General features: G+C 74.5%; 20 protein-coding genes. 11 read left to right on the forward strand and 9 right to left on the reverse strand.

The features are described 5' to 3' along the window. Positions 1-96 precede the first annotated feature (96 nt). Positions 97-1803, reverse strand: coding sequence for an AMP-binding protein (locus tag AB852_RS12750; protein WP_073787117.1), 1707 nt, complete (start codon positions 1801-1803; stop codon positions 97-99). Further along, a complete protein-coding gene (locus AB852_RS12755) occupies positions 1800-3500 on the reverse strand; it encodes a CoA transferase (protein ID WP_079184601.1) in 1701 nt (566 codons plus the stop codon). Before AB852_RS12755 ends, AB852_RS12750 begins: the two co-directional genes overlap by 4 nt. Before the next feature lie 297 nt (positions 3501-3797). Between AB852_RS12755 and AB852_RS12760 the strand changes: the two genes are divergently transcribed. Beyond that, positions 3798-4958 carry an acyl-CoA dehydrogenase family protein gene (locus AB852_RS12760; RefSeq protein WP_281257761.1) on the forward strand — a complete coding sequence of 387 codons (1161 nt, stop codon included), beginning with the start codon at positions 3798-3800 and terminating at the stop codon, positions 4956-4958. Between the two features lie 183 nt (positions 4959-5141). On the opposite strand, the gene AB852_RS39705 is transcribed toward AB852_RS12760, so the two are convergent. Together AB852_RS39705 and AB852_RS12770 are read right to left on the reverse strand one after the other, a co-directional pair. Next, a complete protein-coding gene (locus AB852_RS39705) occupies positions 5142-5534 on the reverse strand; it encodes a hypothetical protein (protein ID WP_178390998.1) in 393 nt (130 codons plus the stop codon). A 1226-nt stretch (positions 5535-6760) separates the two neighbouring features. Next, entirely contained in the window at positions 6761-7984 is a 1224-nt protein-coding gene (locus AB852_RS12770) for an MFS transporter (protein ID WP_073787820.1), read from the reverse strand. A gap of 346 nt (positions 7985-8330) precedes the next feature. Here AB852_RS12770 and AB852_RS12775 point away from each other — a divergent pair, with 346 nt between their 5' ends. Further along, on the forward strand, positions 8331-9089 hold the full coding sequence (locus AB852_RS12775; protein ID WP_245876734.1) for a hypothetical protein: 759 nt from the start codon (positions 8331-8333) through the stop codon (positions 9087-9089). 344 nt (positions 9090-9433) lie between these two features. Next, entirely contained in the window at positions 9434-10192 is a 759-nt protein-coding gene (locus AB852_RS12780; RefSeq protein ID WP_073787126.1) for a sigma-70 family RNA polymerase sigma factor, read from the forward strand. A 122-nt stretch (positions 10193-10314) separates the two neighbouring features. Here AB852_RS12780 and AB852_RS12790 read toward each other — a convergent pair whose 3' ends face one another. The 3 genes from AB852_RS12790 to AB852_RS12800 all read right to left on the reverse strand — a co-directional run bounded on the left by AB852_RS12790 (position 10315) and on the right by AB852_RS12800 (position 14424). Further along, entirely contained in the window at positions 10315-10824 is a 510-nt protein-coding gene (locus tag AB852_RS12790; RefSeq protein WP_073787131.1) for a GNAT family N-acetyltransferase, read from the reverse strand. A 121-nt stretch (positions 10825-10945) separates the two neighbouring features. After that, entirely contained in the window at positions 10946-13201 is a 2256-nt protein-coding gene (locus tag AB852_RS12795; RefSeq protein WP_073787133.1) for an LLM class flavin-dependent oxidoreductase, read from the reverse strand. 503 nt (positions 13202-13704) lie between these two features. After that, positions 13705-14424 carry an NUDIX hydrolase gene (locus tag AB852_RS12800; RefSeq protein ID WP_073787135.1) on the reverse strand — a complete coding sequence of 240 codons (720 nt, stop codon included), beginning with the start codon at positions 14422-14424 and terminating at the stop codon, positions 13705-13707. Between the two features lie 116 nt (positions 14425-14540). Between AB852_RS12800 and AB852_RS12805 the strand changes: the two genes are divergently transcribed. From AB852_RS12805 to AB852_RS12835, 7 genes are all read left to right on the forward strand, one after another. Continuing rightward, positions 14541-16547: an Hsp70 family protein gene (locus AB852_RS12805; RefSeq protein ID WP_073787138.1), complete on the forward strand. Its 2007-nt coding sequence runs from the start codon at positions 14541-14543 to the stop codon at positions 16545-16547. Further along, positions 16544-18046, forward strand: coding sequence for a GTPase (locus AB852_RS12810; protein ID WP_073787140.1), 1503 nt, complete (start codon positions 16544-16546; stop codon positions 18044-18046). Before AB852_RS12805 ends, AB852_RS12810 begins: the two co-directional genes overlap by 4 nt. Continuing rightward, the gene (locus AB852_RS39710) at positions 18043-18699 is read left to right on the forward strand and encodes a hypothetical protein (protein WP_178390999.1); all 657 of its coding nucleotides are present in this window, start codon (positions 18043-18045) and stop codon (positions 18697-18699) included. The genes AB852_RS12810 and AB852_RS39710 overlap by 4 nt, the downstream gene beginning before the upstream one ends. A gap of 1 nt (position 18700) precedes the next feature. Next, complete coding sequence (locus tag AB852_RS12820) at positions 18701-20737, forward strand: dynamin family protein (protein ID WP_073787145.1); 2037 nt, start codon at positions 18701-18703, stop codon at positions 20735-20737. Next, on the forward strand, positions 20734-21345 hold the full coding sequence (locus tag AB852_RS12825) for a hypothetical protein (RefSeq protein ID WP_245876735.1): 612 nt from the start codon (positions 20734-20736) through the stop codon (positions 21343-21345). The genes AB852_RS12820 and AB852_RS12825 overlap by 4 nt, the downstream gene beginning before the upstream one ends. After that, on the forward strand, positions 21345-22532 hold the full coding sequence (locus AB852_RS12830) for a 5'-methylthioadenosine/S-adenosylhomocysteine nucleosidase family protein (protein WP_073787147.1): 1188 nt from the start codon (positions 21345-21347) through the stop codon (positions 22530-22532). The genes AB852_RS12825 and AB852_RS12830 overlap by 1 nt, the downstream gene beginning before the upstream one ends. Positions 22533-22843: 311 nt before the next feature. After that, positions 22844-23467 (forward strand): DinB family protein, encoded by a 624-nt coding sequence (locus tag AB852_RS12835; protein ID WP_073787149.1) that lies wholly within the window; start codon positions 22844-22846, stop codon positions 23465-23467. A gap of 95 nt (positions 23468-23562) precedes the next feature. Here the strand turns inward: AB852_RS12835 and AB852_RS12840 are convergent, their stop codons facing one another. Then, the gene (locus AB852_RS12840) at positions 23563-24489 is read right to left on the reverse strand and encodes an aminoglycoside phosphotransferase family protein (protein ID WP_073787151.1); all 927 of its coding nucleotides are present in this window, start codon (positions 24487-24489) and stop codon (positions 23563-23565) included. 510 nt (positions 24490-24999) lie between these two features. On the opposite strand from AB852_RS12840, the gene AB852_RS12845 reads away from it, so the two are divergent. After that, positions 25000-26106, forward strand: coding sequence for a hypothetical protein (locus AB852_RS12845; RefSeq protein WP_073787824.1), 1107 nt, complete (start codon positions 25000-25002; stop codon positions 26104-26106). Positions 26107-26179: 73 nt separating this feature from the next. Here AB852_RS12845 and AB852_RS12850 read toward each other — a convergent pair whose 3' ends face one another. Next, the gene (locus AB852_RS12850) at positions 26180-26755 is read right to left on the reverse strand and encodes an AMIN-like domain-containing (lipo)protein (protein WP_073787826.1); all 576 of its coding nucleotides are present in this window, start codon (positions 26753-26755) and stop codon (positions 26180-26182) included. Between the last annotated feature and the right edge of the window lie 174 nt (positions 26756-26929).

The raw sequence follows: 26929 nt of genomic DNA on the forward strand, positions 1-26929 counted from the left end.
GGGCCGGGGCCGGGGCCGGGGCCCGGTCGGCGTGCGCGCGCCGCCGGGCCTCTCGTTCGACCGGTGGCGAGGAGACTCAACCGGTCGGGTGAGGACTCAACCGGTGGCGACGAGGGGGGCTTTGCCGTCGTCGGTCTGCCGTACGGCGCCGGTGTCCGGGGCCGGGGACGCGGCGATATGTTCCCGCAGGGCCGCCCGGTCGGGCTTGCCCGCCGGGGTCAGCGGAAGTTCGCCGACCAGCAGCAGCCGCTCGGGGAACTTCCGCCGTTCCAGGCCGCGCAGCTCAAGATGCGCGCACAACTCGGCCAGACTCGGGGGGTGTTCGCCCCGGGCGACCACACAGGCGGCGAGCCGCTCGCCGGTGACCGGGTCCGGGACGCCGACGCACACCACGTCACGGACGAGCGGATGGGCAGCGAGTTCGCGTTCGACCTCGGCGGGGCTGATGTTGGCGCCGCCCCGGATGACGATGTCCTTGAGCCGTCCGACGACATGGAGGACGCCGTCCGGGTCGAGGAAGCCGAGGTCACCGGTGCGGACCCAGCCGTCGGGGGTGCGGTAGCGGGCGTCGAGGTCCGGGGAGGCGACGTAGCAGAGCGGGGTCATCGGGCCGCGGGCGACGATCTCGCCGACGGTTCCCTCGGGCAGTGGTTCATGGGTGCCGGTGTCGGCGATACGGATGTCGGTGACGCGGGGGTCCGGGCGTCCGGCGACGACTCCCGGGCCGGACATGGGCGGGGTGCCGTCCTCGGTCGCCAGGCCGGTGTGGCAGTTGACGCCGTCGGCCGAGCCGTAGAGGTTGACGACGGGGCAGCCGAAGGCGTGCGCGGCGTCCCGCGCGGTCCGCTCGTCCAGCGCGGAACCGCCGAGGACCAGGGCGGTCGGGGCGGGCAGCGCGGTGCCGTCGCCGTCGAGCCGGTCGAGCATCATCCGCACCATCGTCGGCACCCCGAGGACATGGGTGGGTGCGTGCTCGCGGACGGCCGCCAGGGCGGCCTCGGGGGTGAAGTGGTCGAGCAGGACGAGTGTGCCGCCGTGCCGGGCCAGGGTGACCGATGTGCCGTTGGACCCGAAGGCGGAGGCCAACGGCACCAGGAACAGACAGCGCGGCGCGGTCCCGTCGGGTGTCAGCGAGGCGAGGAAGTTGCCCCGGCCGCCCGCGAGGGCGTTGTGGGAGTAGGCGACCATCTTCGGCTCGGCCTCGGAGCCGGACGACACCAGGATGCGGGCCGGACCGTCCGGGTCGGGCCGGGCGGGGACGAATCCGTCGGCGTCGGACCGCAGCAGCGCGGCGAAGGGGACCGTGCCGTCGGGTGCCGTACCCGGTCCGGCGGCGACGACGTGCCGCAGCGCGGGCAGGGCGGGGAGCAGATCGCGCAGGTCGTCGGCGTGCCGGGCGCCCCGGTGCTCGGTCGCGGCGATGACGGCGACGGCCTCGGCGCGCCGCAGCAGACTCTCCGCCTCCCGGGTGCCGCGGCCGACGGGGAAGGGCAGGGCGACCGCGCCGAGCGCGGCGAGGGCCAGGTCCGCGATGACGGCGTTGCGGTTGTTGGGGAGCTGGACGCCCACGATGTCCCCCGGGGCGATGCCGAGGGATCTGAGTCCGGTGGCGAGACATCGCACCTTGCGGTCCAGGGCGGTGTAGCAGAGCTTGCCCTTGGCGTCGATGACGGCGGTGCGGTGGAGGTCCGCGATCTGCCGGGCCCGGAACAGGCTGTACAGGTCGAGGCCGGGGCAGGTGCCGTCCAGGACCCAGGAACGGCGCAGCGCGGCGGGCAGCAGGTCGTGCAGGGTGACGGTCATCCGAGGCTCCAGGGGTCGGGAACGGCGGGGGCGCCGTGCGCGTCATGGGTGATCGCGCCGGGGAAGCGGGGGTCGTCGCGCAGCCGGGCGAGGTCGGTGGTGACGGGGGTGGCGGTCAGTCCGCGCCCGCGCAGCCGGGTGAGGGCGTCCGTGGTGGACAGGCCGTCCAGGTCGTGGCGGGCGGCCTCGGCGGCGCAGGTGTCGGCGGGGGCGATCCAGCCGTCGGCGGTGCGCAGCGGTCGGCGGAACCCGGCGGGCGGCCGGGGGTCGGCGCCGCGGCCCGCGCGCCGCAGGGCGGGGGCGGTGAGGGTGTCGGCGGCGCCGAGCAGGGACGAGTCGGCGCGGACGCCGTGTCCGGTGCGCAGCCGCAGCAGGAGTCCGGCGAGGACCGCTTCGGTGCCGTGCAGCGCGCCGAGCACGTCGAGCAGGGTCATCAGCGAGGGTGCCGGTGGCTCGTCGGCGGGCCGTACGGCGGCGCCGACGCCGGTGCGGGCCTGGACCATGAAGTCGGTGCCCATGGGGGCGTCGTGGAGGCGGTCGGCCCAGCCGCTGGTGTAGGCGTAGACGAGGCCGGGGTTCGCGGCGGTGAGATCGGGGTGGTCGAGGCCGAGCGCGGCGGCCTTGCCCGGGGCCCAGTTGTGCAGGAAGACATCGGCCTGGGCCGTCATCGCGCGCAGTGTGCGGCGGTCCCGGTCGGACTTGATGTCGATCTCCACGGCCTTCTTGCCCCGGTTGAGGGCGAGCCAGCGGGCGGAGACGCCGGAGCAGGTGGGCGGCATACCGCGCAGCGGGTCGCCGCCGGGCGGTTCGACGCGGATCACATCGGCGCCCAGCAGGCCCAGCAGATGGGCGGCCAGGGGTGCCTGGATACGGCGCCCGGCCTCCAGGACGGTGAGTCCGGCCAGCGGGCGGGACGCGGAGGCGGTGGCGGGCAGCGGGCGGGTGCCGGGGGCCAGGAGGCGCAGCGACCAGGGGGCGGCGCCGTCGTGCTCGGCGGCCCGTTCGGCGGGGGTCCGCAGGACGCAGACCTCGGCGCCGGAGCGGTCGGCGGCTTCCTTGACCCGTGCCAGGGGGTGGGCCCGGGTCGTGGTGTGCAGGGCCTCGGGGAAGGGGGCGCAGGCGGTGGCGTAGCGGAACTGGAAGGGCCGCCAGCCCGCGCGGATCGCGTCGTCGGGGGCTTCCAGGACGCGCCAGAATCCGGCCCAGGCGGCCGGGTCGAGGGTCTCCAGTTCGAAGAGCAGGCCGTCGGACGAGGTGAAGGGCGGTCCGCCGGGGCCGACTTCGGCGGCCTCGCCCTCGTCCGCGCCGGCGGCGGCGAGGTACTGGGAGACGGTGAGCAGCGCGGCCCGGTCGGCGCTGGTGGTGACGGTGGCGGGGGCGGCGCCCCGGGCCTGGCCGACCAGGGTGGCGAGCAGTCCCTGGACGGTGAGGACGGCGGTGGTGGTGGCCGCCCAGTCGACGGCGAGGCCGCGCGGCCGTCCGTCGCGGCGGCCGTGCACGGCCATGACGCCGGTGGCCGCCTGCACGGTGGCCTCGTCGGTGAGTCCGGAGGCGGGCCCGGCGGACCAGCCGGTGACCGCGTGGACGGGTGCGAATCCGGCGCCCGCGAGGGTGGCGCGCCCGTCGCCCGGGTCCCTCGGGCCGTTGGTGCCGGTGCGCGCGCCGAGCAGCCGCAGCCGCTCGGTGACGACGTCCATGATCGGGGGCGGTCCGCAGGCGTCGAAGCGCAGCGCGTCGAGCGGCCGGACGGTCCTGGTGGGTTCTGGTGGCACCTTTCCCTCTCCTCGTCGTGGCGGGGGCGGTGGCCGTCCCCGCCCGGGTTCGTTCGGGGCGGCGGGAACCCGGGAGCGTCCGCGCCCGACCAGTTCCACGGGCAGGGAGTCGGACAGGCGTTCCCCTGGGTTCCCGTGAGGTGGAGGCGAACAGTGGTGGACACGGGCCGGGGTGGCGGGGACGGTTCCGCGCGGAGCGGTACGGGAGAGCAACCTCCCGTGGTGGAAGATGACTTGCGGGAGCGGGTGGCACGGTTCGTGACGGCGGAGGTGATGCCGTGCGAGCCGGTGCTGGACGCGGGCGGACCCGCCGCGGCCGCCGCGCTCGGCGGGTTGCGGGACCGGGCCCGCGCCGAGGGCCTGTGGGCGCTGCCGCTGCCCCGGGAACTGGGCGGTGGTGGTCTGCCGCTGCGCGCGTACGCGGCGCTGGCCGAGGCGGAGGGCGCCAGCGACCACGGACCCGCCGCGCTGGGCTCCGCTCCCCTGCTCGATGTCACCATGCTGAGCCGTCACACGGGGCCCCGGGTCCGCGCGGAGCATCTGCGGGACCTGGTCGCCGGGCGGACCCGGAGCTGTTTCGCGATGACGGAACCGGATGTCCCGGGCACCGATCCGACCCTCACCGCCACCCGGGCCGAACGGCTGGCGGGCGGCGGCTGGCTGGTCACCGGCCGCAAGTGGTTCACCTCCGGGGCCGCGGACGCCGGTCTCGTCACCGTCCTCGCCCGTACGGGCGGTGCGCCCGGCGACCGGGCGGGACTGTCCCTGCTGCTGGTGCCGACCCGCTCACCGGGCTTCCGGGTCGTCCGCGAGCTGCCGGTGTTCGGCGCCTCGGGCCAGTACGAGATCGCCCTGGACCGGGTCGAGGTGCCGGGGGACCAGCTGCTCGGCGAACCGGGCGCGGCACTCGCAGTCGTGGGGGAACGCCTTCAGCTCGGCCGGGTCCTGCGGTGCCTGCGCTGGCTGGGCCAGGCTCAGCGCGCGTTCGATCTGCTGTGCCACCGGGCGGCCACCCGGGCCGGTTCGCAAGGGCCCCTCGGGGATCACCAGTTGGTGCAGCAGCATGTGTTCGACGCGCTCCTCGCGCTGCGCACCACCCGGCCGCTGGTCCATGAGGCGGTGGCGCTGATCGACGCGGGTCGGGACGCCCGTACGGAGGTGGGGCTCGCCAAGGTGGCCGCCGCGCGGATGCTCCAGCGGGTCACGGACTCCGCGATCCAGATCCACGGCGCGGCCGGACTGGGCCCGGACACCCCGCTGCCCGCGCTGTTCCGCACCGGGCGGGCGGCCCGGGTCCTCGACGGGCCGGACGAGCTGCACATCACGTCGGTGGCCCGCCGGGTGCTGCGGGGGTACGGGACCGGTGCGGCCGGGCCGGGGTGAGGTCCGGCCGGACCGTACTCGGGCGAGGCCGCGCAGCGGACCGGCTCCGCTGCACGCGGATGGGGTCCCCGCACCCGGATGGGACGCTGCGCTGGGGGCCGGGGTCGGCGGCCGGGTAAGGTCCCGGGCCCGGGTGGGGTCGGCGGCGCGCGAGCGAGGTGTCCCGGGACCCGGCTGGTGTCGCTACACCTGGGTGAGGTCGGCCGCGCCCGTGAGCGCGGCCAGCGCGAGCGCCAGGAAGAAGTCACCCCAGACCAGTTCGTGCCGGACGGCCAGGCCCCGGGGGGCGTCATAGCACCCGTCGAGCAGCATCCCCGCCGGGCGCCCCGGCCGCGGTTCGCTCAGATGGTCGCGCACCAGCCGTTCCAGGATCGCCCCGGCCCGTCGCGCGTACGTCCGCGCGTGGGGTCCGGGGACCCGGGCGAGCTTCAGCAGGGCGACGGCGGTGATCGCGGCGGCCGAGGTGTCGAGGGGACCGTCCGGCCGGTCCGTATCGGCGTACGGGACGAGCGGCCCGGTCAGGACGCCCCCTTCGGTCAGGAGGCGTTCGACCGCCACCGTGAGATCGCCGGGCACCCGGGCGGCGACCTCCGGGCGCAGCAGGGCGTCCGCGACGGCCAGCAGCAGCCAGGCCGGACCCCGGCTCCAGCCGGGTCCGGGGTCCTCGCAGGGCCGCCAGCCGGTCGCGGTGCGCCGCCAGGCGGGCCGGAACGGGGCCCGGACCGGGTCCCGGGGCGTGTCCCGGGGCGTGTCCCGGGGCGTGTCCCGGGGCGTGTCCCGGGGCGTGTCCCGGGGCGTGTCCCTGAACGAGCCTTTCCCCAGGCATAGTTCGAGGTGCCGGTGCAGATGGGCCGCTGCTGCGGCGACACCATCGGGTCCGGGTCCGGGTCCGGGTCCGGCTTCGGCGTCGGCTGCGGGTCGGAGTCCGGCTGCGGCGTCGGCTGCGGGTCGGAGTCCGGCTGCGGCGTCGGCTGCGGGTCGGAGTCCGGCTGCGGCGTCGGCTGCGGGTCGGAGTCCGGCTGCGGCGTCGGCTGCGGGTCGGAGTCCGGCTGCGGGTCGGAGTCCGGCTGCGGCGTCGGCTGCGGGTCGGAGTCCGGCTGCGGCGTCGGACGCGGTTCCAACTACCGTTCCGGCTCCGGCTCCGGCTCCGGCTCCGGCTCCGGCTCCGGCTCCGGCCAGCAGCGGGACCATTCCCGGTACGCCGTCCACCCGGGCCAGCTCGCGGGGGCCGCCGAAGGCGTCTCCCCAGGGGACAATTCCCAACTCCGGTTCCCAGGAGTGCAGGCACGCGCGGGCGGCCCGGTCGCGGAGCGCGGCGGCAGCGGGGTCGTCCCCGGCCGGTGCCGTCCCGTACCAGAGGATCAGGCCACGGGTGGCGGTGTCCGCGTCGGTCCAGGGCGCGAGACGGGCGGTGCACGCGGCGGCGGCCTCCCGGTCGGCGCGGTCACCGGTGAACCCGGCCCGCAGCCACAGCAGTCCGGCCCAGAACCCTCCCGTCCAGGAGCCGCGTCCGGTCGTCGTCCACCGGCCGTCGCCCGGGTCGGCGTACAGCGGGAACCGGGTGCCGACCTGGGCGCGGGTCACGGCGACCCGCTCGACCACATCGGCCAGCGCCCGATCGGCCCAGCCCGCGCCGGTGGCTGTGGCCGAGTCGATGGCTGCGGTCGCGCCTGTGGCCGGGTCGGTGCCCGACGCCGCCCCGGGGAACATGTCCGTGCTCACGTCCGGGTCCGCCGCTCCGCGCGCGCCCGGGTACGCCCCGGCGCCCGTACTCCCGCCCTCCGCGCCTCGCTCCCCGCCCGTCACGGGGCCGACTCCCGGCGCTGACGCGTACGGCGGTCCCGGACGGCCCAGTGGAAGGCGACCGCGCCCGCCACCGCGAACTCCGCAGCGACGAGCAGCCAGCCGGTGCCGTACCGGTCGCCCTGCGCGAGGGTTCCGAACAGCGGTGGGCCCCAGGCGAATCCGGCGAAGAACCCCGCCGCGACGAGCGCCGAGTCCTGGCCCGCCCGGCCGGGCGCGGCCCGCTGCATGACGAGCACCATCGTGACGGCGTTGGCGGACACCGCGAACACACCGACCGCGACGGCACCGGCCCACACCAGCGGCGCGGCGGTGACCGCCGCCGCCAGCAGCAGCGCGGCCGGCACGGCGCCGGTCGCGAGCCAGCCCGGCAGCCACTCGGCGCGGCCGGGCCGCGCGGCCTTCGCCCAGCCCACCCGGCCGACGATCCCCGTCGCACCCAGCACCGCGACGAGGGCACCGGCGGCGGTCGGGGCCAGCCCCAGCCGCTGGGCCCCGAACAGCGCGAGATAGGTGTTCACCGAGGCGATCCCGGCACCCAGGAACAGCGAGAACACCGCGAGGGGCACCACAGGCCCGCCCGGCACCGGTACGGCTCCCCCGGGAACGGCATGAGCAGCGGGGGCGGTAGGGGTGGTAAGTGCTGCCGGGGCCGCTGAAGCCGTGGTGCCGGGCCGCACCGCCTCACGTACAGGGGATTCGGGGGCCGTCGGGTCGGGGGGCAGGGCGCGGGACGCCCAGAGCGCGGTCACCAGCGCGACGCCCGCCGCCGTCCACACCGCGCCCCGCCAGCCGAGCCCGCCCGCGAGCGCGGCGAGGGGCAACCCGGCTGCGAAGGCGCCGAGTTGCACGCCGGACTGCTTCATCCCGGTGACGGCGCCGCGCCGCGCGGGCGCGACCGCCGCCAGGACGGCCTTGTTGGTCGCCGGATTGGCCAGTGCCTGCGGAATCCCGCCGAGCGCGACCGCGCCCAGCAGCATCCCGGCACCGGGCGCCGCGCCGATGAGGGCGAGCGCCGCGGCGGAGACGACCAGCAGGGCGACGAGGGAACGCCGCGGGCCGATCCGGTCGACGATCCGCCCGCCCGCCGGGGACAGCACGGCGGCGGTACCGAAGCCGATCGTCGTGGTCAGGCCCAGCAGCGTGGGCGACAGGCCCAAGTCGTCCACCAGGCGCGGGCCGAGCGCTCCGATCAGGAACAGCTGGAGCATCGAGAACGCCATGGCGCAGGTGAGCAGCGCGGTGAGCCGCCGCTCCGCCCGGCTGCCCGCCCGGCCGTCCTCCCCTGGTGGCGTCGTCGTTCCCGCGGACTCGCGCCCCGCCCCCACGAACCACTCCCCTTCACGCGGTCCCGGTTGCGGGACAGGGAGTCGGTCGGCCGAAAGGGCCGTCGGGTTCCCCGCGTTCACTGTGTTCCACGCCACACCGGAGCGCGGCGTTCCGGGACGGGTACGGAGGAATCACGGCAACCACACCGATAGCACGGACCCCGTGCGCGAACCCGAACGCTGGTGCGAGGATGGGCCACCCATGACACCGGGCCGCTGCTGTCGAGTCGTACGGGCTGCGATGTTCGCAGCCGTCTGTGTGCTGCTCGCGGCCACCGGTCACATCCTCATGTCGGGTGCCGCGGTGCCCTGGTGGGCGATGGCCGCCGCGTTCGGCGGTACGGCCGGGGCCGGTTGGGCGCTCGCCGGGCGGGAACGCGGGCTGCTCGCGGTCACCGGGGCGGCGGTCGGCGTCCAGGCCGCGCTCCACGCGGGGTTCTCCCTCGTCCAGTCCGCCGTCCATCCGGCCGTGTCGGCCGGGACCTCGCTGACCCAGCAGTGTGCCGTGTACCTGACGTGCGGAAGCGGTCCGGCGGCGGGGCCGTCGCCGTCCGCCGCCGCGCGGGTCATGGCCGGGCCCGCCGCCGGACCGGTTTTCCCGGCGGCGCGGCATGTCACCGGAGGCGCGGAGGCCCACGCCCACCACGCGCACCACGCCGCCCCTATGACGGACACCGCCGCTGCCGTGCCGACCGCGAGCGCGCCGGGCGGCCACGACATGCTCGGTATGTCACCGGCCGGGATGCTCACCGCGCACCTGGTGGCGGCGGTGCTCGCCGGGCTGTGGCTGGCGTACGGCGAGCGGGCGGTGTTCCGGCTGCTGCGCTCCCTCGCGGGCCGGCTGCGGGCGCCCCTGCGGCTGCTCCTCGCGACGGCGCCGGTCCCCCGGCGGCCCCGGCTCCGGGTACGCCGCGCCCGCCGGGTGCGCGCGCCCCGGCGGCTGTTCCTCGTGCACGCCATCACCTCAAGGGGTCCGCCGACGGCGACCGCTGTCCTCTGACAGCCGGCTCCCCGAGCGCGCGACGGCGTCCACGCCCGCGCCTCGGCCCTCGGCCTGCCCCGGGGGACTGCCGTCGAAAGGGCGCCCACCCGAAGCCGGGCACGGCGCTCCCGCCGAGCCTGGACGGCCCGGGAGGCACCCCGCACCGCGTTGCCGAAGTCACCGAGTACGCCCGGGCAAGTCCGCGCGTACGAGGGCGAATCCCCGTCCCGCGGCGTGCCGCGCCGGACGCCGTTCGCGGCCCGGCGCCACTTCGACGACAGCCCCTGGCCGCGGACCGCAACCGTCACCGGCCCGCCCCCACGCGGCGCCGGACACACGCGCACCCAAAGGACCTTGTGGCGATGATCCCTGCCCCGACCCCCCGACGACAGTCCTCCGACCTTCGCAAGCCCGTCCGGCACACCCCGCAGTCCGATGCCGTGGTGACCCGGCTGGCGCTCGACGCCCGGGACGGCGACCCCGAGCGGACCGACCGGTTCGTCCGCGCGCTCCACCGGGACGTATGGCGCTATGTGGCGTACCTCAGCGCCGATCCGCAGGCCGCCGACGACCTCACCCAGGACGTGTTCCTGCGCGCGCTGGTCGCCCTGCGCAGGTTCGAGGGCCGCTCCTCGGCCCGTACCTGGCTGCTGTCCATCGCCCGCCGGACCGTGGTCGACAGCCTGCGGCACGCCGCCGCCCGGCCCCGGCTGTCGGACCGGCACGACTGGCAGGACGCCGCGGAGGCCGCCCAGCCGTACGGTGTCCCCGGCTTCGAGGACGGCGTCGCCCTCGCGGAACTCCTGGCGGCGATCCCTGCGGAGCGCCGGGAGGCCTTCGTCCTCACCCAGCTGTTCGGCCTGCCGTACGCCGAGGCCGCCGAAGCCATCGGCTGTCCCATAGGGACCGTCCGCTCCCGGGTGGCCCGCGCCCGATCGTCGCTGATCGCCCTGCTGACGGACGCGGAGACGCCTGCCCCGGCCCCGCAGGACGCCCCGCCGCCCCCTCAGGACCGCCCGAACCGGCGTGACCGGCGTGACCGTTCGGACCACCTGGGCGGTCAGGCCCGGGTTACGCGCCCGGCCGTCCGTACGTGGGCACCGGTGGCGGTTTCCGGCTGACCCGGCCGGCCCGCCGCGCCCGGCCGGCCCGGGTCACGTAGCGGGGCGGGCACCGCCGGGTGCCCGCCCCGCGCCTCGTCCCGGGGGCTTCGCGTGGGTCTCCGGCGTTCCGCGGCCCGGCGTCAGAGCAGGTCGGTGCGAGGGTCGATGGCCCAGTGGTTGGATCGCAGGAGCCGATCGGCGAAGGGCACGTCCTCCTCGCCCAGGAATCTGAATCCGAGGGCGCGGCAGATTCCGTTGGAGGGGGGGTTGGTTGTCGCCGGAAAGGCATGGATGAGGCCCCACCGGCCGTCGGTGCGGGCCAGTTCGAGCAGCGAGCGGGCGGCCCGCTTGCCGAGTGACCGGCCTTGGAACTCCGGCAGCACCATCCAGCCGATCTCGGAGAAGCTCCCGGCGTCGCTGTCGTGGGGCCACAAGGTCACGAGTCCCGCGACCACCGTCGGCTCGGCCTCGTCGGGCACGATCATCTTGGTCCAGTCCGTGCCCGCCTCTGTCCGCTGCACATCACGCCGGACCTTCGCCTCGATGCCGTCGCGCGGCAACGGGCCGCCCAGCTCGGCCATCATGACCGGGTCGCATCGCATCCGGACATAGGCATCGAGGTCGCCGTACTCGACATCACGCAGCAGCACCCGTGTCGCTCCTCTCACTGGGGACCTCGCCATCATGGCAGGCGCGGGCGGCCCGCCCGGCGGCGGACGCCCCCTGCCACCGGACAGCGGTGCCGACGCGGACGCCGGACATCCGGGCAGGTCAGGAAGAGACCGGTTCGATGGGGAAGTTGGTGCGGAAGACGTGGTCGGGGTCGTAGTGCGCCTTGATCCCGCGCAGCCGCTCCAGGGTCGCGGGCGGGAAGGCGCGGGTGAGGGCCGTGCCGTGGTCGTGGGTCTCGAAGCTGAGGTACAGGGCGTCGGCGCCGAGGCGGTCCCAGGCGGCGTTCCCCTCGGCGGCGCGGCTCTCGCGCAGGACGGCCGAGAGGGCGAAGTTCTGGGTGCGGTGGGCGTAGGCGGTGGCGTCGGCGGGCGTGTCGTTGACCGCTCCGCCGACCGCGCGGATCTGGGCGTACGAGGTGAGCCCGTCCTCGAACATCCCGGCGAGGGCACGGGCGGTGTGCGGGTCGATGTGGTCGACCAGCGCCGATCGGCTGCGCTGGCGGGCCTGCCCCTGGTGGGAGGGCCGGGCGGGCGTCACGACGGCCGCGTAGGGCAGCAGATGGGCCCGCTGCTGGAGCACGGGGGCGAGTTCGAGGTAGGGCTGGAGGGCCTCGGCGGCCGCTTCGGTGTCGTCGCCCGCCCATACGGCGTAGGTCTGCGCGACGAAGCCGCCCTGTCTGCGCACCAGGGTGAGGAAGGGGGTCAGTTCGCGGGGGGCGTCCTCGGTGGTGCTCCCCCATGCCGAGAGGAACTCCGCCAGATCGGTGACCTCGTGGGCGAACAACGCGAAGACCACGTCGGCGAGTTCGGTGGCCTCGATGTCGAGCGAGGTGACGACGCCCATGTTGCCGCCCGCTCCGCGCAGCGCCCAGAAGAGGTCCGGGTGGTGGTCGGCGTCGGCGTGGACGGTGGTGCCGTCGGCGAGGACGACCTCGGCGCCGCGCACCCGGTCGACGGTCAGTCCGAAGGACCGGGCGAGCAGGCCGATGCCCGCGGTGGTCGCCAGTCCGCCGACCCCCACGTCACCGGAGTCCCCGGAGCTGATGGCGAGGGAGTGCGGGGCGAGGGCGGCGGCGACATCGCCCCAGCGGGCGCCCGCCCCGACCCGGACCAGGCGGCGGGCCCGGTCGACGACCTCGACGCCGTCCAGGGCGCCCAGGTCGATGACGATCCCGCCGTCGTTGGTGGAGCGTCCGCTGATGCCGTGGCCGCCGCTGCGGACCGTGAGCGGTACGTCCTGGGCACGGGCCCAGCCGAGGGCTTCGGCGACCTGTGGTGTGCCCTGCGGGCGCAGGACGAGGCCGGGCGAGCCGGGCCACACATAGCTGGAGCGGAGCCCTTCGTACGAGTGGTCGCCGGGTTCCACGGCCCGGCCCGCGAGCGCCGGTGGCACACCGTCGTAGTCGATACCCCCGTGGCGCCGGGCCAGCGCGGCGGCGGGCCGGACCCGGCCGCCCGGGGTGCCGGCGGCGGTGCGTTCGGCGGCGGCGGCCTCCCGCAGCGCGGGGGCGACCTCCTCGCCGAAGACGGCGAGGGTGTTGGGGTCGTCGGACCCGAGGACGAAGGTGCTGACGCCGTCCTCCAGGACCAGGCGCAGCAGCAGGTCGATCCACTGGGCGGGCGGTCCCTGGAAGGGTTCGGCGGAGGTGCCGAAGGCGCCGTTGATGTTGAGCAGCCGGGTGATCTCGCGGGGGTCGCGTCCGTGGGCGGCGGCCTCCTCGTCGATGATCGCGTTGCCCTCGGCGAGGCTGGGGGACTTCAGCATGGACCAGCTCGGCAGCCAGCCGTCGCCCTTGGCGGCGACCAGCCGCAGCATGCGGGGCTTGTACGCGCCGAGCCAGATCGGTACGTCATGGGCCGGGGCGGGGCCGCGTTTGGCTCCGTCGGCGGTGTGGAAGTCGCCGCGTATGCGCAGGGGTGTGCGGTCGTCGGCGGCCCAGATGCCGCGGATGATGTCGATGGCCTCGCCGAGCGCGGTGACGCTCTCACCGGGGGTGAGCACCCGGCCGCCCATCGCGCCGATGGCCTGCCAGAACGCGCCCGCGCCCAGTCCCAGGTCGATCCGGCCGCCGGACAAGAGGTCGAGTCCGGCCACCGAGCGGGCGAGGACGGCGGGGTTGCGCAGGGGGAGGTTGGTGACGTTGGCCGACAGATGGACCCGTTCGGTGCGGGCGGCGACCCAGCTCATCAGCGTCCACGCGTCCAGATGCGCGGGCTGGTAGGGATGGTCCTGGAACGTCACCAGGTCGAGGCCGACGCGTTCCGAGTGGAGGGCGCGTTCCACGACGGCGTGCGGGTCGCGGTTGTCGGGGGTGAGGAACGACCCGAAGGTCAGGTCGTGCCCGTAGTCGGTCATCGCGGCCTCCGCAGACGGAACGGTCCGAGTAGGAAGTTTACTGTTCAACCATAACGTCGGACATGATCCCCCTCTTCCCGGCACCACCCAAGACGCCCCCGGCACCGGCTCTCCGGCTCCGGCACCACCCAAGACGCCCCGACTCCGGCTCTCCGGCTCCGCCACCACCCACGACGCCCCCCAGCACCGCTCCGGCACCATCCCCAACACCTCCCGGCACCGACTCCGGCGCCACCCCCGCCGCTTCCCAACACCGCCCCTGACGCGCTCCGGCACCACCCGACACCTCCCGGCACCGCCTCCGGGGCGGCACAGGACACCACCCGCGGCGCCACGCAGGGCACCCCGCCCCCGGCCGCCCAGCCCGACCGGCACACCGGGACAGGGCCCCGTCGCCGCACGGCCACCCCCGCCCCGACAACACCAGCGGCGCGGCACCGCCAGGGCAGCGGACCGGCACCCGGCTCAGCGGCCGGGATCTCCCGACGGACCGGCACCCGGACTCAGCGGCCGGAACCCCCCGGCGGGCGCAGCATCGGCGGCATGAGGGCGGTCGCGGACCCCGCGCGGAAGAGCGCGGCGGGCCTGCCGCCCGCGGAGGCCCGGCGGCGGCCGGTCGGGGCCAGGAAGCCTTCGGCGTCGGTCACCTTGCGGTGGAAGTTCGGGCGGTCCAGGCTGACGCCCCAGACGGCCTCGAACACCTCACGGAGCTCACTGACGGTGAACTCGGGCGGGCAGAAGCTGGTCGCGATGGTGGTGAACTGGAGCTTGGCGCGGGCCTGATCGACCGCGTCCCGCAGGATCCGGCCGTGGTCGAACGCAAGCCCTTCGGGGTCGTCGAGGAGTTCGTCCACCGGGCGCCAGACCGCGGCCCTGGCGTCCGATCCGGCGGTGGGCACGGGCAGGTCGGGCGCGATGGCGAGGTAGGAGCAGGTGACGATCCGCTGGTCCCGCGGATCGCGGTCCGGCGCGGAGTAGACCCCGACCTGTTCGAGGTGGAACCGCTCGGCGTCGAGACCCGTTTCCTCCCGCAGCTCCCGGACCGCGGTGCCGTCGAGCGTCTCCGCGCCGCGCAGGAACCCCCCGGGCAGCGCCCATCTCCCCAGGAAGGGCACGGTCCCCCGCTCCACCAGCAGCACATGGAGGACACCGGCGCGGATGGTGAGGATCACCAGGTCGGCGGTGAGATGGACGAGCAGACGATCACGTCGTGTGGGGGTCACGGAACGGATACTAACTAATTGTTGGATTGACAATAAGCGGGGGCGGCACTTAAGTTCATTCTGACAAGAAGGGGGGCGGCCCTCTTCTCAGCGATCACCCGGGGGGCCGGAGTTCGATGATCGTCTCCGTTGATGTCGGCGCATCCACCACCAAGTCGGCCGTGCTGGCCGAGGGCACCGCGGACGCGGTCACCGTCCGGTTGCAGGGCTTACCCGAGTGGCCGACAGCCCTGATGCTGGGCCGGGACGGCACCCTGATCACCGGCACCGCCGCCGCCAACCTCCGGGACGCGGCCCCGTACAAGGGCCGGTACCTGTGGGGTCTGAAGCAGCAGATCAATCTCGCGGCCCGCACCGAGCCGCTGCACCGCGAGGTCCACTTCCCCTCGGGTGACACACAGCCACTGGTACGGGGCGTCGCGGCCGTCCTCACCCACACCCTGCGCGCCGTCACCGAGCAGTACGGCGCCCCCACCCGTCTCGTGCTGACCCACCCGGTCCTGTGGACCGACGCCGAACAGGTGGTGCTCACCGAGGCCGCCACCGCCGCCGGCCATCCGTCGGCCGGGCTGGTCAGCGAGGCCGAGGCGGTCGGACTGCACGCCGTCCGGCGGCTGCCCGGCGACGGACCCTTCGCCGTGCTCGACTTCGGGGCCTCGACCTTCGACTTCGCCCTCCTCGACCGGCGCGGCGACGGCTCGCCTGAGGTCGTGTACGAGACCGGACGGCTCATCGGCGGGGACGACTTCGACACCCGGGTCCTCCAGCTCGTCCGGGATTCCGCCACCGCCGAAGAACGGCGCGTACTCGACGAACTCGCCGCGACACGGCCTGAGTTGCTGCGCCAGGAGGCCGAGGAGGTCAAGCGCGCCCTGACCGTACGGGACGAGGCCGGGTTCGGTGTGTGGGACCTCGACATCGAGGTACAGCGGGCCGACTTCGCCGACGCGATCGACCCGCTGGTGACGACCTGCGTGGCGGCGGCCCGAGAGGCCCTGTCCGCGCTGGACGGGACCCGCCCGCGGGCGATCGTCCTCAGCGGCGGCGCGGCGCGCGTGCCGCAGGTCCGTGAACATGTGGCGGGTCTGGCCGCCTCGCTGGGCGCCGAGCTGATCGATCTGGTGGACGGCGTGGACGGCAGCCCGGTCGCCCTGGGCGCCACCCGGGCCCCCGCCCGCTCACGTACCGGGCGCGCGCCCCGTCCGGCCCGGCCCTTCACGGTCGATCCCGCCGTGCTGGAGCTCGGACATCCCGACACCTCCGTCGTCGGGGTGCTCGGCGGGGTGCTCGCGCTGCGGCCCGAACGCGAGCTCCGCGGCTGGCAGCTCCCCGCGTACGGCGACGCCGCACAGGGCGGGGCGCCGGACGGCCCCACTATGCCCGTGTCCCGGATCGCCGGCGACCCCGCCTCCACCCGGGTGGTGCTCGCCAGCCCGTCCCCCGCCTTCCTCGTGACCACGGTCGACGGGACGGGCGGCCTGGGCCGGAGCGTGGTGTTCGGCAGGCTGGCCACGGCACGGGGCGCCGCGGGGAGCACGGTGTCCGCGCTCGCCTGCCGCGGCCTGCTGATCGCCTGGGTCGAGACGGACGGAAGGGGCACGATCGTCGACACCCTGAGCTGGCACTGGCGGACCTTCCCCCTACCCGAGCTGGTGAACGAACTGTCGTTCACCGACAAGCCCTGGCTGATCGCCCGGCTGCCGGACCGGCTCCTGCTGTTCGACGTGCTCACCCTGCGGCGCCGGGCCGAACTGGACCTCCCCGACAGCGCCGCCCTCGCCGTCGAACCCCGGCACGGCACCGTCTGCGTGGCGTACGAGGACGAGGTGGTCGCCTACCGGACGGGCACGGGATGCTTCGAGGTCCGCTGGCGGCGCCCGCTCCGGTCGCACGGCGCCATCGCCTTCACCCACACCGGGGACGAGGCCGCCGTCGTCGTCTTCGACTCGACGGCCCAGGTGTACCGGGCCCTGCACGCCGACACCGGTGACCAGCTCGGTCTGCGGGACGCCATCGGGCTGGACCGGCCGGAGGCGCTGCATCCGAGCCCGGACCGGGGCGTGGTCTACGCACGCGCCGGGGCGGGGCTGGACCGGCTTCGCCTGGGCACGGTGTCGGGATGAGCGCCGCGCCCACGGTCCGCGCGGTGATCGCCCGGCACTGCCGCGAACTCCTCGCCGACCCCCTGCTGCACGGCGACCCGACCCTGCGGGACATCGCCGCCCAGTGCCACCAGCCGCTGCGGGTGCTGCTCGTCGGCAATGTCTCCACCGGCAAGTCGACCCTGCTCAACGCGCTGATCGCCGGACCGCTGGCGGCCACCGCGTTCGAGGAGACCACCTCGTCCGTCACCTGGTACCACGGTCCGGAGCTGACCGACCCGGTGCTCCCCGATCCGGGGCACCGGTCCGTCACCACCGACTTCCCGCTCGCGGGCCGGGTGATGCTCGGTGACAGCCCCGGCCTCAACACCCTTTCCGACAACCCCCGGGAGACCCTGCGGATGCTGGGCGGCTCCGACCTCACCGGAGCCGCTGCGGCCTTCGTCTGCGTGCTGGTCGGCGGGCGCGTGGACCAGTGGGCGGAAGGTCTGGAGGAGCTCGCCGCGTTCTCCGCGGGGCCGTTCGACCTGGTGGGCAACATCGTGGCGGTGATGGCCAAGGTGGACGAGGTGCCCGAGGCCGTCGAGGACATCGAGCGGCGGGTGCGCGGTGACACCACGGCGACGTTCCGGTTCGCCGCCGTGAACCAGCTGATGGCCGCCGCCGCCCGCACCGGTGCCGTCGACGACCGGATCGTGGCCACCCTGGACCGGCTGCGGACGCTGCCCGTCCTGCACGGGCGCTCGGCACCCGCCTGGGACCGGCTGGCCGAGGAGGCGGGCACGTCCCTGCCGCCGGGGCATCTCAAAGCCCTGGAACAGGCCGTGGGCGCACCGGCCTGGCTGCCCGCGCTGGTCGCGGCCACGGCCGGTATGACGACCACCGGCGCCGTGGCGGAGCAGTTCGAGCGGATGTCACGGATACGGAGCCTGGAAGCGGTGCTTTCCGACCTGGCGGACGACAGCGACCTGTTCACCTCCACCGCCGCCGTACTGAGGCTGCGCCGACTCGCCGCACGGCTGAGGCCCGGCCCGGCAGCCCTGGTACGTGCCCGGCTGGCGGACCTCACCGCGACGATGCACACCTCGGGTCTGCACCGCCGCGCGGCGGCCCGGCTCGTACGCCACACCGACGTCGGCAGCGGCCTCACCGAGCACGAACGGGAAGCGGCACAGGCCCTGTTGCGATGGCCGGACGCGGAGGCGGACGGCGGCGCGTCCCCGTCCCCGGCCTCGCCTCCCTCCCCGTCCCCGTCCCCATCCCCGGCCTCGTCTCCGTCTCCGTCCCCGGCCTCGTCTCCGGCCTCGTCTCCGTCTCCGTCTCCGGACACGAGTGCCGCCGACGGGGACACCGCGGACCGGACGACCGCCGCCGAGGTGGACGCCGGCGCCGTCCTCGCGCGGTGGACGGCGTACGAGGCCGACCCCTTCCGGGACTCCCGCTCCCGGGAGGTCGCCGCCCTCGTCATCGAGACCGCGCGCCATCGTCTCCGCACCACCACCCGCCAGGAGGAGTCATGAGGGCCGGCCACGGGATCGCCGTCCTGCTGCGGCTGACCGCGCACGCGCAGCTGCGGCTCGCGGATGTGCTGGACCACCGGCCACGGCACCGACCGGCCCACGTGGACGGGCCGCGGAACACCGCCCGGACGGCCCGTACCGCACCCAGCCCCCCAGCCGTCCCGGCCACACCAACTGCACCAACTGCACCAACTGGAAAAGCCGTTACGTCCGCCCCCAGCGCCACGCCCGTTCCCACCGCCCCCGACACCACGGCCACACCGGTCAGCCCACCGACCACCCCGGCCGCACCGGCCACCCCGACGCCCCCCACCGCCCCGGCCGAGGCCCCCCGCCCCGCGCCCACCGCGCCCACGCCCGACAACACCGGGGTCGCGAAGGCCGTGCTCGCGGTGGCGGACCGGCTCGCCAACCAGGAGCTCGTCCGCAGGCTGCACAAGGCCGTCGCCCGTATCGACGGCATCGGGGTCATCTCGCCCGCACCGGGCGACGCCTTCGACCCGCTGGCCCACCGGTGGACGGACACCAGGAAGGCAGCGCGGCGGGACGATCACGAACGCGTCGCGGAACTGCTCGCCCCAGGCTTCTCCGGCCCCACCGGGACGGTCATCCGGCCCGCGCAGGTCGCCGTGTACGACAACGAAGGAGAATGACATGTCGTCACCGTCCGACAGGCCCGGCACACCCGGCGGGACCCATGGGACCGACGCACCCGACGCGACCGGCGAGCGGCCCGGTTCCGACGAGCGGGCCACCAGGATCGTCCGGTCCCTCGTGGACATGGCCCGAACGCACAAGACCGGTGAGAGCGTATGGGGCCCGCTGGAGAACCTCGCCGACCGCTGGCAGGAACCGTTCGCCCGCGCCGCCGTGGTCGGTGAGGTCTCCGTGGGCAAGTCCACCCTCGTCAACGCCCTTGTCGGGCAGGAGGTACTGCCCGCGGCGACCGAGGCGTTGTCCGCCGTCACCGTCGAACTGCGGCACGGTCCGCACACCCGGGCCACCGTGGGACTGCACGACGGCACCGATGCCGTGACCCGTGAGCTGGCGGACAAGGAGGAGTTCCTTGTCTATCTCACCACCCGGGGTGAGAAGCAGGTGGCCGTCCGGCACGGCCGGAACGCCCAGGTGCTGTGGGCCGTGGTCGCGCTGCCCTCCCCGCTGCTGGAGGAGGGCCTGCGGCTGACGGACACCCCGGGTGTCGGCGGGCTGGACCCCGCGCACCGCAGGCAGACCCTGGCGGCGCTCAGCAACACCGACGCCGTGCTGTTCGTGATCCGCCCCGGCCAGCCGATCAGCGCCTCCGAACTGCGCTTCCTCGCCGAGTCCGTCCACCGGGTCAGCTCGTACGTCATCGTCCAGACGCACCGCGACCAGACCAGTGACGCCCAGGTCCGCCTCGACAAGAACCTCGCGGTGCTGCGGGACCCGGACACCTGGCGCAAGCTGCTGGGCGACGGAACCGACGCCGAGGGCACCGCGGCGCGGTTCGCCCGGGTACCGGGCGTGTGCGTCGCGGCGCGGCACGCACTCGACGCGCTGGACGCCGAACCGGGCCAGGACCGGGACCGTGACATGCGTTTCAGCGGCATCCCCGAACTCGCCCGGCTGCTGCGCGAGGAGGTCGTCGACCAGGCCGGCGAACTCCACCGGCGGGATCTGCTCCGGCTGACGGAGTCCACGGCGGAGGCCGTGCGGGCCCGGCTCGTGGAGCGCAAGGCGCTGCTGAGTCCTGGTGAGGCCGCCGAACGGGCCGTCCGGGAGCGCGAGGAGAACGTGCTCCGCTGGGTGGGGAAGGGCGGCGACACCTGGAAGCCCGATCTGGAGGCCGCCACCACCTTCGTCCAGGACGAGGTCCGGGAGCTCGCGCGGGAGCGGGTGAAACTGCTGGAGAGCACCTACCTGGCGCATTTCGAGTCGATGAAGACCAAGAAGCTCCAGGAGGCCGCCGCCCGGCTGGTGATCGAACCACCCACGGTGCTCGCGGAGATGCGGCTGCTCATCGCCACGCGGCTGGACGACGCCGTGGTGAAGATCACTGCCAGGAACCCGCAGGACGCGGTGTCCGCCCACCTCGAACGGCTCGCCCTCACCGATGGGCTGGACGCACATCTGCCCACGTCCTTCAAGCAGTCGGACACGATGCTGGACGACGAGTATCTGACCGGTGTCGCCATGACGGGCATCCCCCTGCTCGCCCGGCAGTTCGCCGACGCCCGGCGCAAGGCCAATGAGGAGGAGCGGGGCCCGGTCCGGCGGACCGACCACGGCTCGGTGATGCGGACCACGATCGATGCCCTGTCCGCCGTGGCCAAGAACCCCGCGGTGACGGCGATCGTGGTGGCGGCGAGCCTCTTCGCCGGGCTCGTCGCCTGGCGCCAGGGCAAGGCCAGGACGCTGGCCGCGGTCAAGGAGGTCTACAGCAAGGTGACCGGGTTGATCACCAAGGATGCCGTGGAGCATTCCGTGGCACAGGCCGCACGCGAGCGCGACGCCATCATCGAGGTGATCGAGGCCCGGCTGAGGGAGGAGCGGGAGCAGATCGACCGTGACCGGGACGACCTCGCCCGGTCGACCGATCTGACCGCCCTGGAACGCGCCGCGCTGCTGAACGAGAGCGATCTCGCGCTGCGGGAGGTCGACTCACTGGTCGCCGAGCTCGCCGGGATCAGGACCGGCTGGGGACTGTGAACCGGTCACGGCGCACACCGCGGGCGGCGGACGAGCGCACGGAACGGAGGACGCCGCCCCGGGACACCGCGGCGGTCTCCCAGATACTGCTCAGCGAGTACGAGGCGCTCAAGGGCGAACAGAGCGCCCGGATCGCCGCGCGGGACAACCTGATGTACGCGACGCTCGCCGCCCTCGCCGCGACCACGACGGCCATCGTGAGCACGGCCGGACGCACGGAACTGGTCCTGCTGCTGCCGCCGGTGTGCATCGTCCTCGGCTGGACGTACCTGGTCAACGACGAGAAGATCTCCGCCATCGGCCGCTATCTGCGTACCGATCTGCGGCCCGCGCTGGCCGCCGCGGCCGGTGCCGACAGCGCCGAGGTGCTGCGCTGGGAGACCGCCCATCGCGAGGAGCACCGCAGGAACGCGGGCAAGCACCTCCAACTCGCCGTCGATCTCCTCATGTTCGTCGTCCCGGCGCTGATCGCCGTGACCGTCCACTGGGTCACGGGGCCCGCGCACACCGCCCTGCTCGTCGCCTCGGCCGCCGAACTCGCGGCCGTGGCGGTCCTCGCCGTACGCATCACGCTCGCGGCGGATCTCTCATCGGAAGGAACCACGTGATGAACCTGCCACGTGTCGGATTGATCGTGCCGCTGCGGGAGGAGTTCAACTATGTCGCGTCGGTCCTCGACATCCTGGGCGACACGGAGGAGAACGGCCGGGTGTACCACCGGTTCGTGATCCCCGGTACCCAGGACACCGGGATACTGACCGTCATCCACGACATGGGACTGGCGAACGGGGCGCTCGCGGCCCACGACCTCGTCAGCACGTTCCACGTCCCGCTGATCGCGGTCATCGGTACCGCGGCCGCCCTGGACAAGGACATCCGGCTCGGCGATGTCGTCATCGCCTCGGAGATCATCGACTACCTCCAGGCGGCGAAGGCGACGGAGGACGCGGACGATCCGTCCCGTATCCGGATCTCGATCGCGGGCACCCACTGGAAGCCCTCGGCTCCCCTGCTGAGCTACGTCCGGAACTTCCCCATCAGACAGGCCACCCGCCGCAAGGCCGAGGAGTGGTCCGAGGCCGCGCACGCCCGGTGCCGGATCGAGCCCGGCGCCCGGCCCGCCAAGGCCCCCGTCTACCACGTGGGCCATATCGCCAGCGGCGATGTCGTCGTGGGGTCGGAGGCGTTCATCTCGCTCCTGAAGAACCACGACCGCAAATGCTCCGCCGTGGAGATGGAGGCCGGCGGGGCGGCGCTGAGCGTGTACCAGAACAACAAGGTGGAGCTGATGGTGGTGCGCGGCGTCTCGGACCGTGCCGAGAAGAGCAAGACGGCGACCGACCAGACCCTCGACATCGACGGCGCCCCCAACGCGTGGCGCGGCTACGCGGTCCGGAACGCGACCACCCTGCTCATGACACTGCTCGCCGGTCCCGGGTTCCCCTGGCGTGGGTCACCGCACCTCCCGGTGCCGTACGAGCCGCACACCCCGGCGTCGACCGGGTCGACCGGTACACCCGGGTCTTCCAGCGGTGCGTCCTTCGGTACCGTCGCGATGGCGCTGCCCGCGGGGGCGGCAGCAGCGCTCACCGCGGCGGCGGTCATCCGGCACCACCATCGTGACGGAACCCCCGAAGGGACCGACGCGGGGCACACGTCGCAGTCCCCCGGCGGCACGGATACGAACACGGACGAGCGGCATGACGGGTCCGGTCTGCCCGCCGTGGACCACCAGCCGCAGCTCACCGACCACCACGGGCCGGTCACGGAGCACCACGACCCCGGCCTGTTCTAAGGGGACCGCCGGGCCGGGTGCTGGGCCGCGCCGCACCCGGCCCGCGCCGCACCCGGCCCAGCGCCAGCCGAGCCCCGGCACCCGGCCCGGTACGACCTGGCGCGCAACCTTGCGCGACCTGGCAGGTGATCCGGCGTGACCTGGGCGGGCAGTCCGGCGGGACCTGACGCGCGGTCCGTGTGCGCGCGCCGCGCTGGCCGCGGTGACGGCGCGGCGTAAATGAGGCGCGGTGCCGTGCGGTGTCTGACAGGCTGGCGCGTCCGCAGATCCGGCCCGCGAGGTCCGGCAGCCCGTCACAGGAGTGTCCCCTCATGGTGATCCCGCCGCGTCTGGCCCCGTTGCTGGAGCAGTTCGACTTCGCACGGGAACGGCTCACCGCCCGGATGACCGGTCCCGTCATGGACAGCGGTGACGGGACGGACACCGAGGTCGGACCCATGACCGACGAGGAGTTCCGCTGGGAGCCCGTCCCGGACTGCTGGTCGCTGCGGCGGCGCGCGGACGGCCCCGGGCCGCGCGCGACCCTGCTGACGGGCACCGGCGAGTGGGGGCGCGACGCGGCGGCCTACCCGCACCCCTGGCCGCCGCCGTTCACCACCATCGCGTGGCGTCTGAGCCACCTCAGCGAGATGCTGGCCCTGCGCGCGGATCACACGACCGGCAGCCGGACGCTGACCCGGGACGTCCATCCGGTGAGCGGGGACGTCACGGAGGCGGTCGCGGCGTTCGACACCGGGGCGGAGGCGTGGCGGAACGCGCTGCTGAGCGCCGACGACACCACGCTCTCCGCCGTGGGCCACTGCACGTACCCGCACGGCAGCGACGCCGAGGAACCGTTCATCGACATCGTGTGGTGGGTCAACCAGGAGGTGCTGCACCACGGAGCCGAGATCGCCCTGATCCGCGACCTCTACCGCTACCGCGCACGACAGTGACCCGGCAGGGCCCCGGCAGGGCCCCGTACACGCTCGTGCGGGGCGCGCTCACGCCATAGTCGGACGTACACGCTCGTGCGGGCCCCTGCGGCCCCTCACCCCCCAGGTCGCAGCGCCCCGGCGATCGCGACGGAGGAGGGGTCGAGCGCGGTCGCGCCGTCCTCGATGTCCCAGAGCGAGTTCTGGAGCAGGCGCCCCAGCGTCCAGCCCGCCGCCCGTTGACGGTCGAGCCCGACTGTCTCGGTGAGCTGGTCGAAGCGGCGCCGCACCACCGGCGAGGGGTCGCCCTTCGCGACGAGGTCGTCCCATCGGCTGTCCAGGGCGGGCCACAGGTCGAAGCCGGGGTCACCGGCGAGCGGTTCGGGGTCGATGGCGAGCCACGGCTCACGCTCCGCGGCGAGGACGTTGTCGTGGTGGAGGTCCCAGTGCAGCAGCCGGTCACCGGGCTCGCCGGCCAGCTCGGCCACCGCCGACGCCCAGCCGCGCAGCAGTCGCCGCTCGGCCGGGTCGGCCAGGGCCGTCACCGCCCGCGGCACCTGCTCCAGCATCCCGGCGGCGATCCCGGCGAGACTCCTCAGCCCCTCGGGCGCGGGGACGGACACCAGTCTCGCCAGGAGCGCGGCGAGGATGCCCGTGGCGGTGTCGTCGTCCTCGACCGATGTCAACGAGCGGACGCCGTCGAGCCGTTCCAGGAGCATCGCGCTGCTCGCGGGGTCGTGGTCGAGCAGCCGCACCATCCCGTCACCGTTCCAGGCGCGCAGCCCGACGAGCGCGGCGGCGCTCTCCTCCCTGGCCATCTGGAGCTTGAGGACCGCGCGTGAACCGTCCCCGCGCAGCACCGGGAGCACCAGTGAGGCCTCCCCCGCGCCGGGCGGACCGTCCCGCTCCAGCTCCCATCGGTCCATGAGCCCCGCCGCGAGTGCGGGCAGCCCGGCGATCCACGCCGTGCCCGGCGCACCGAAGTTCCCGGCGTACGAAGCCGCCAGCGACGACGGGACCTCGACGGCCTTCAAGGTACTCATATCCGCTTCCCCGGCTCCTTGATTCGCTGATCGCTCGGTCGCCCGCTCCCTTGGAGGGAGTTGACGCGCCCCACCGCCACGCACCTGCCGCCCCGGCCGGGTGCTCTCGTCCCCGGCCCGTACGACCCGCACCGGACCGTTCCGGCCCAGGCACGGCCCACGCCGGCCCGGTCCCTGAACGATCCGCGTCGGCGGACGGCTTCGGATGCTAGCCGGATCGAGCCGCCCGCGCCCCCGGATATCGCGCGCGGCCGGGCCGGTCCCGCACCGGGGCGCGGGAGCTCGCAGCCGCGGGAAGCGCGGCCCACGGACGGGCGGGGCAGGGCACCGACGACACCGCCGTCCGCGGGCGCCCCACCCGCTGATCAGGGACGGAACCCCGCTCCGGCGGCCGGGGCGCGAGCGGAAAGGGCTTGCCGAGCCGGGCGCCCGGCGCCCGAACCGTTGTGCGATCATGCGGTGGACGACCTGGGGTGGGGCCGCGGGGGCGGCCGGTACGAGGAGAACAACGTGAACGCGGGTGGGGAGAAGAACGGCTCGTCCGTTCCCGACGAGGAATGGGACCGGTTCCTCCGGGAATCCGTGGACGGCACACCGGACGCGCCCAAGGAACCTTCCGCACGGGCCAGGATCGTGGCCCGGCGACTGCGCGACGAGCCCGCCGAGCCCACACCGTGGCGTACGTACACACCGGCCCGGCCGAAACGCCGGACGGGCTGGTACCTGGCCGGGCTGGTGGCCGTGTTCGCCCTGCTGCTCCTGGCGCTGGCGCCGGGGCAGGTGAGCGGATGGTTCACCGGCGAGGCGGACCATGGGCCGATCGCCATGGAATCGGCCCGCCCGCAGCAGCCGCCCCCGTCCGAATTGGCCCAGCGGCCCACCCTGGACGAACCCTTCAAGGGGTCACCGGCGGAGCGCTGGGCGGACGGCACGGCCGGGATCACGATGCCCGCGGCCAAGGCGACCGGCTGGATGAGCGAGGCGCAGGTGGCACGGGCCCTCGGCCGGAGCCGGGACTTCCTCGCCGCGTCCAGCCTGGACGCGGGGGTACTGCGGGGAGAGCGCCCCGCAGAGGCGATCGCGCTGATCAATCCGCATCAGCGGGACGTCGAGGACTTCCTGGCGACCGCGTTCCGCGCGCCGACCGCCGAGAACGACCCGCTGCTGCTCTTCAGCCGGTTCGACACGACGCGGACCCGGCTCGTCGGGGACGTGGTGAAGACCCGGGGCAGGATCACGTACCGGGAGGGCGGGAAGGGCGCTGTCCAGGTGAGCACCGATGTCACCTATGTGTACCCCGTGACGCGGGCGGCGGCCGGCAGCGACGAGATCATACGCACGATCGTGCGGCGTGAGATCGTGCTGAGCTGGGACGATCCCGCGAAGGTGATCACCGAGCGGGACACCGCCTCCCTCGTCTCCTACAAGGTCGACATGACCAACGGCGGCTGCGACGACCACACAGGGGGCTATCTGATCCCGGAGTTCGGCGCCGGACAGGGGTCCGCCCGGCCGAGCGACGCTCCCGAGGTCGACCCGTACGACCGCAGCATGTCGATGACCGACCTGCTGCGGGCGTCCCCGGACGGCGAGTGCGTGACGGCGTCCCGGTCGTGACCTGTGCTCGACGATCGGTCACGACCGGGCGGCCGGGCTCCCTGATTCGTCCCGCTCACCGGACGCGGGCGGCCTACCAGGTGTGGGCGACGTCCACGATCACCTGGTCCCCGGACTTCAGGACCCGGAACGGCAGCTTGGCGCGCAGCCCCAGGCCCACCTGGGTCCGCCCTTCGTAGCTGGCACCGTACTTGGTGTCCTTGAAGGTCCGGTAGCCGTTGATGTTCACCCCCGGCAGGGTCTGCCCGGGCACCCCGGGATAGACGACCGCGCCGGTGAAGGGGTCGTAGCTCGGCGCGTTCACGAAGATCTGGAGGATGGCGCCGCCGCTGACCGGGATGAGGTCACCGGTGCCGTCCTGGTGGAAGGCGTCGACGTAGCCCACACGGAATCCGGCCGTGCCGGTGGCGCCGGTGATGTCGAAGACCATGCGGTCGTAGCACGTGTGCTGACCGGTGCGGATGTTCTTCAGCGGCTCGCTGACGTAGTCGGCGTCCGACTTGACGCCGCTCCCCCACGCGGTGGCGCACGCCGCCGCCGCGGCGGACCTGTCCGCCTGCCCGGTCGCGGCGCCCGCCGCGCCGGCCGTCCCGATCAGTACGGCCCCTGCCAGCACGAGGGCTGCGGTGCCGGTCCCTAACCGTCCCATGACTTGCCTCCAGAAGATCGACCGCGGTTCCAGGATGGCGGGGCGGTGCGCCCCTTCCGCGGCCTCCACCTTCGCGCCGCGCGACCCGGGTGTCATCCGTGCGGGTACTCAGCCGTCGCCCTAGGTATCACGCGAGGGCGTGCGCCGCCGGAGAGTGACCGGTCGTCCGGGTGG

The organism is Streptomyces uncialis (assembly GCF_001905345.1).
Classification (GTDB): Bacteria; Actinomycetota; Actinomycetes; order Streptomycetales; family Streptomycetaceae; genus Streptomyces; species Streptomyces uncialis.